Source organism: Arthrobacter sp. SIMBA_036 (assembly GCF_046535135.1).
In the GTDB taxonomy this organism is placed as follows: Bacteria; Actinomycetota; Actinomycetes; order Actinomycetales; family Micrococcaceae; genus Arthrobacter.
This window is the reverse complement of record NZ_JAWRXG010000056.1, coordinates 1-405: the sequence shown is the minus strand read 5'-3', so window position 1 is coordinate 405 and position 405 is coordinate 1. Positions and strand designations below refer to the sequence as shown.

General features: G+C 40.5%; 1 protein-coding gene. It reads left to right on the top strand.

Annotated features, from left to right (window positions below; genetic code table 11):
• Positions 1-21 precede the first annotated feature (21 nt).
• Positions 22-405: hypothetical protein (locus SB659_RS19110; protein ID WP_410551526.1), on the top strand; the 384-nt coding region annotated here is incomplete at its 3' end.

Genomic DNA, 405 nt, shown 5'->3' with positions numbered 1-405 from the left:
ATGATTGCAGTGGATGTGGAAATGGGCGAAACCCCGGTGGATGTGACCTGTCCGTGGGAAGGCGCAAATTTTGTGCTGAAAGTGAAACAGGTGAGCGGCTTTTCTAATTATGATGAATCTAAATTTCTGAATCAGAGTGCAATTCCGAATATTGATGATGAATCATTTCAGAAAGAACTGTTTGAACAGATGGTGGATCTGAGCGAAATGACCTCTAAAGATAAATTTAAATCATTTGAAGAACTGAATACCAAATTTGGCCAGGTTATGGGTACCGCAGTTATGGGCGGTGCAGCAGCAACCGCAGCAAAAAAAGCAGATAAAGTTGCAGATGATCTGGATGCATTTAATGTTGATGATTTTAATACCAAAACCGAAGATGATTTTATGTCTTCAAGTAGCGGC